We start from the raw sequence: 4,643 nt of genomic DNA on the forward strand, positions 1-4,643 counted from the left end.
CCCACCCATATGAATGTGGAGGAAGCACTGGCGCTTGCGCAGGAGGTCGCGCCGGGGCAGACATGGTTCACTCATTTGAGCCATGATGTAATGCATGCCGAAGCGGAGGCCGACCTCCCGCCCGGCGTCCGCCTCGCGTATGATGGCTTGAAGATCGAAATATGAAATTGTCCCCCCGAATTGCACACCTGCTGGCCCTCACCTTCGCGTGCGGCCTCCTGCCGATGGCGATGGCCGCGCCGAAGCCTCCGCGCGCCGTGGCCGTGCATTCGATCAACGTGCCCAATCCTTACGCCGCGGCGACGCTGGTCGTCTTCAACGAAACGGACCGCGACTCAGTGGAACTGGCGCATTTCTACGCGGAGAAGCGCGGCATTCCGAAGGAGCAGGTCATCGGGCTGAAGACGGCCAAGACGGAGGAGATCACTCGCGACGAATACGAACACACTATCGCCGAGCCGCTGCGCCGGGCGTTTACCTCCAATCTCTGGTGGAAGCTGCGTGACCCCGAGAGCCCGCTCGGGCCGGTCGAGTCGAACAAGATCCGTTTCGTGGCCCTGATTCGCGGCATCCCGCTGAAAATCGCCGAAGCGCCGGGCTACGCGGGCGACAAGGTGGTCGGCGTCGGCCCCGTGGCCACGGTGAATGCGGCGGCGGTGGATTCCGAGTTGGCCATCCTCGGCTACCGGATGCATATGATTTCCGGCGCGGTGCCCAATACTTATTTCCGCAGCTTTTCGGGGATATTCGATGCCCACCGCCCGGAGTTGCTGCTCGTCTGCCGGCTCGATGCCCCGAGCCCGGAGATCGTGCGGCGGATGATCACCGATTCGCTCGAAGCCGAGGAAAAAGGGCTCACGGGCCTGGCATATATCGATGCCCGCAATATCAAGGAAGCCGGTTATCTCGAGGGCGATACGTGGCTCTATGCCCTGGCCAATTCTGCCCGCCGGCACGGTACGCCCGTGGTGCTCGACAACGGCCCCGGTCTCTTTCCCGAGAGCTATCCGATGGAGCACGCCGGCCTCTATTTCGGCTGGTATGCCGAGCACATCAGCGGGCCGTTCGTACGGCCGGATTTTCGCTTTGCCAAGGGGGCGGTCGCCGTGCACATCCATTCCTTCAGTGCGGCGACGCTGCGCGATCCGCTGCACCATTGGGTGGGGCCGCTGGTTTCCGCGGGCGCGGCGGCGACTTTTGGGAATGTCTACGAGCCGTACCTGTCGCTCACGCCGCAACTGGATGTCTTTCACGACCGCCTGCGCGCGGGATTTTCCTTCGCCGAGAGCTGTTACATGGCGCAGCGGGCGCTTTCGTGGATGACGACTTTCGTCGGCGATCCGCTCTACCGTCCTTTCAAAGGTGCGGCCGAGCTGGAGGAAAAGCCGACCTCCGGCGAGTGGGCGGACTTTCGCGAGGCGGGTCGCGCATGGTTCTCCGTGGATCGCGCGAAAGGGGATGAGGACTTGCGCGCCTTGGGGAAAAAAGACCACAGCGGGATGATCATGGAAGGGCTCGGGCTGTTGCAGGTTTCGGTGAACGATCGCGATGGCGCGCTGGCCAGCTTTGCGCTGGCGCGGGAGTACTATGGCAAGGGCGAGGACGCGATGCGGGTCGCGGTGCACGAGATCATTCAGTTGCAGGGCTCCAATCGCGCCGCGGAAGCGAAGGCCCTCGCGCAGAAAATGATCGCGGCCAATTCCCACTCGCCGGCGGTCGATCTCCTGCGGACGCTCACGGAGTCGCGCGTCGCGCCGGCCCCGCCCCAGGCGGCTTCGGCCAGGCATTGAGTTTGTCCCCGCCCGTGAAGACGATGGTGCGATGAATGCCGGGAACCGATACGAGAATCTGCGCGTTGCGCTCGTGCGCGAGGAGCCGCTGGTCGCAGTGCCGCGTGACTGGGATGAGCTGGAATTGCAGGCGCATTGGTTCGCCGGGGATTTTGGCCGGGAGTTTGCGACCACGACCGGCCAGACGGTGCGGATCGTGCAATTCGGTGTCTGGAACCGCGAGGCCGGCCCGGATTTCGCCGAGGCGGCGGTGTCTTTTGACAACGGCGAAGCGGTCAGTGGACGCATTGAGATCGATCTCGAGGCGCGGGATTGGGAACGCCACGGGCACGCGACCAATCCGGACTACGAATCAGTCGTCCTCCACATTTTTACGCGGCCCGGTGGCGCGGAATTCTTCACCCGCACCGCGCAGCATCGGCTGGTGCCGCAGGTGTTGCTCGACCTGAGCAAGCTCAACGGCGATCTCGCGCCGTCACTCCCCGAAGCCCGGATTGGACGCTGTGCCGGGCCCTTGCGCGATCTCCCGGATGAGAAAGTGCGCGAGGTGTTGCTGGGCGCGGCGCAGTTTCGCCTGCGGCGCAAAGCGGGGTTGCTGGCGCGTCTCGCGGAATTGCACGGGCCGGATGAAGCGCTCTTCCAGGCGCTGGCCGCGACGCTTGGCTACAAGAGCAACTTGTATCCACGGAAAACCGCTGAAGTAGAATGGCCTCAATTACTCTGTAATTCGGGTGGGATAAGTCCTCGGTGAACTTTATTGGACACCGCTGCGTGTTCTGACTATTGTTCGGACATGGCAACGCTTACTAAAGACTCCGCAGGGAGAAGTCCGTTCTGGATTTGCTGCTACCGAGCGGCGGACGGGCGGAGGCTGAAAAAATCCACGAAGCAAACGGGGCGGGCACAGGCCCTCGAATTCTGTCTCACGCTGGAACGTGCGGAGAAAATGGCGCAGGCAGGGACGCTCACTGAGACGCGAGCGCGAGCACTCTTATCCGAAGTGCTGGAACGCGCCACGGGCGAGTCGCTCCCGTTCCACACAACGGAAGGTTTTTTGCAGAACTGGCTTCGCGGCAAGCAAGTCGCCAAATCAGCGAGCACCTTCAAAAACTACGGTGCGGCAGTTTCGCAATTTCTCGCGCACCTTGGTGGGCGAGCCAAGCTCGGCATCGCAGCTATCAACCCCAAGGATATTTCCGCCTTTCGGGATGCTGAGATCGCCAGCGGCAAAAATCCGAACTCGATTCGGGGGAGGCTCGAAATTCTTCGCATTCCATTCAATGCGGCCCGGCGGCAGGGAATTCTCACGACGAACCCTGTGGAAGCTGTAGAGCTTCCTGGAATAACGAAAGACGGAAGCGGCGAAAAGACTTCGCGGCACCCTTTCAGTGCAGAGCAAGTGGCGGCTTTACTCCGTGCGACCACTGCGCGTGAAAACGCCAAGTCCGTCTTCAATGACGAGAACGAATGGCAAGGAGCGATTTTGTTCTCCTACTACACCGGCACGCGAATTGGCGACACGGTGAACTTGGCTTGGAGCGCAATAGATTTGCCAGCAAAGTTGCTTACCTACCGGGCGCAGAAAACCGGCAAACTCGTCAGGGTTCCACTTCATCCAGAGCTTGAAGCCTATCTTCTCGAATTGTCGGCTCCCGATTCTGGCAAGGCTCTCGTTTTTCCGACGTTGGCACGCTACGGGACAGGGACACGCACACGCCGATTCGCGACCATCATGGAGCGAGCTGGCGTAGCAAACGCAATTCTCTCGCCATCACGAGGCACCAAGGGGCGCACGGTGAATGCCTATTCATTTCACTCACTGAGGCATAGCTTCAATTCAGCGATGGCAAACGCGGGCGTCTCACAAGAAATCCGAAAAAAGCTTACCGGGCACACGAGTGATATCATGAACTCCCACTACACGCATCACGAGATCGAACCCCTGAGAGCGGCGATTAATGCCATTCCATCGATTGGTTCTGCGAATTAACCTGCATGACCGTCTTCAACTCTCAATCCCGCACCTCCATGCGCCACGACAGTCCAGCGATCAGCGCCATCTGCACCCGTAGCGAAACCGGATCTCTGCGCAAAGCGGCGGAGAGCCTGCCCGACATTTTGAAATGAAAAAGTCGAAAGCAAGGCGAGCAGAAACAAAACTACAGAATCATGACGTGGTGCCAACGATGGACCCTTCCGATCTCGGAGAAGCAGGAGACGAACGTGTCCAATCGAGGCAGATCGCGTTGATGGAGATAAGCTATACAATTGGAGAGAACCTTCGCATTTTATCAGAATTGGCAAAGGATGGCGATGCGTTACCGTTTAATACCCTTGTTAGCGCTATCGAAGAAGGTGCCAACTTCGTGAAGGAAATCACCTCACAACACCCGAGCGTCGCACAAACAATAGCCGCTAAACACTTAAGCTGGCCAGTCAATATCACTAAAGACCCTCTGTTCCCTGACGTTGATGCGATAAGAAAGAAGTTGCCTATCGGTAGCGCCCGCGTGCTCGGATTCAATATGGAAGTGCGGCCTGGATTCAAATCCACTACAGTATGTCGAGAGATAACGGTCATCTCTATTCTTACTATCCAGGCACTTTCCGCTATCCGCGAGGCCACCGAAAAAGGGCAGGAAGCAAGGAAACTCCTTAAGCAATACGAGCTTTTCCAAAAAGCTAAACCGCTTCGAGCAAAAGAAAATGAAATCGAACCCACAAGAAATATGCTGGAGCTTGCCAGTCGGCAAGCTGGTTATGAAGCAGTAGATCTCTACAAAGCGTTTGCTCAGGGCCTTAACCCGGATATTTCATCCTTTCTGCAAAAAGTTAGCGAAGTCCCCGCGGTAA

5 protein-coding genes are annotated in these 4,643 nt (G+C 58.9%); all 5 read left to right on the forward strand.

Annotated features, from left to right (window positions below):
• Positions 1 to 161: 161 nt before the first annotated feature.
• Complete coding sequence (locus tag ABJF10_RS29445; RefSeq protein ID WP_348548177.1) at positions 162 to 1,790, forward strand: TIGR03790 family protein; 1,629 nt, start codon at positions 162 to 164, stop codon at positions 1,788 to 1,790.
• A gap of 31 nt (positions 1,791 to 1,821) precedes the next feature.
• A complete protein-coding gene (locus ABJF10_RS29450) occupies positions 1,822 to 2,541 on the forward strand; it encodes a DUF2851 family protein (protein WP_348548178.1) in 720 nt (239 codons plus the stop codon).
• A 42-nt stretch (positions 2,542 to 2,583) separates the two neighbouring features.
• Positions 2,584 to 3,780 carry a tyrosine-type recombinase/integrase gene (locus ABJF10_RS29455; RefSeq protein WP_348548179.1) on the forward strand — a complete coding sequence of 399 codons (1,197 nt, stop codon included), beginning with the start codon at positions 2,584 to 2,586 and terminating at the stop codon, positions 3,778 to 3,780.
• Between the two features lie 5 nt (positions 3,781 to 3,785).
• Positions 3,786 to 3,917 (forward strand): hypothetical protein, encoded by a 132-nt coding sequence (locus ABJF10_RS29460; RefSeq protein ID WP_348548180.1) that lies wholly within the window; start codon positions 3,786 to 3,788, stop codon positions 3,915 to 3,917.
• Positions 3,914 to 4,643: hypothetical protein (locus ABJF10_RS29465; protein ID WP_348548181.1), on the forward strand; the 730-nt coding region annotated here is incomplete at its 3' end. The genes ABJF10_RS29460 and ABJF10_RS29465, both read left to right, overlap by 4 nt.

This window comes from Chthoniobacter sp., assembly GCF_040003245.1.
Lineage (GTDB): Bacteria > Verrucomicrobiota > Verrucomicrobiia > Chthoniobacterales > Chthoniobacteraceae > Chthoniobacter.

Coding starts and splice junctions, on each gene's coding strand:
- ABJF10_RS29460 (WP_348548180.1), top strand. CDS start 3,786: ATGACCGTCTTCAACTCTCAATCCCGCACCTCCATGCGCCACGACAGT.
- ABJF10_RS29450 (WP_348548178.1), top strand. CDS start 1,822: ATGAATGCCGGGAACCGATACGAGAATCTGCGCGTTGCGCTCGTGCGC.
- ABJF10_RS29445 (WP_348548177.1), top strand. CDS start 162: ATGAAATTGTCCCCCCGAATTGCACACCTGCTGGCCCTCACCTTCGCG.
- ABJF10_RS29455 (WP_348548179.1), top strand. CDS start 2,584: ATGGCAACGCTTACTAAAGACTCCGCAGGGAGAAGTCCGTTCTGGATT.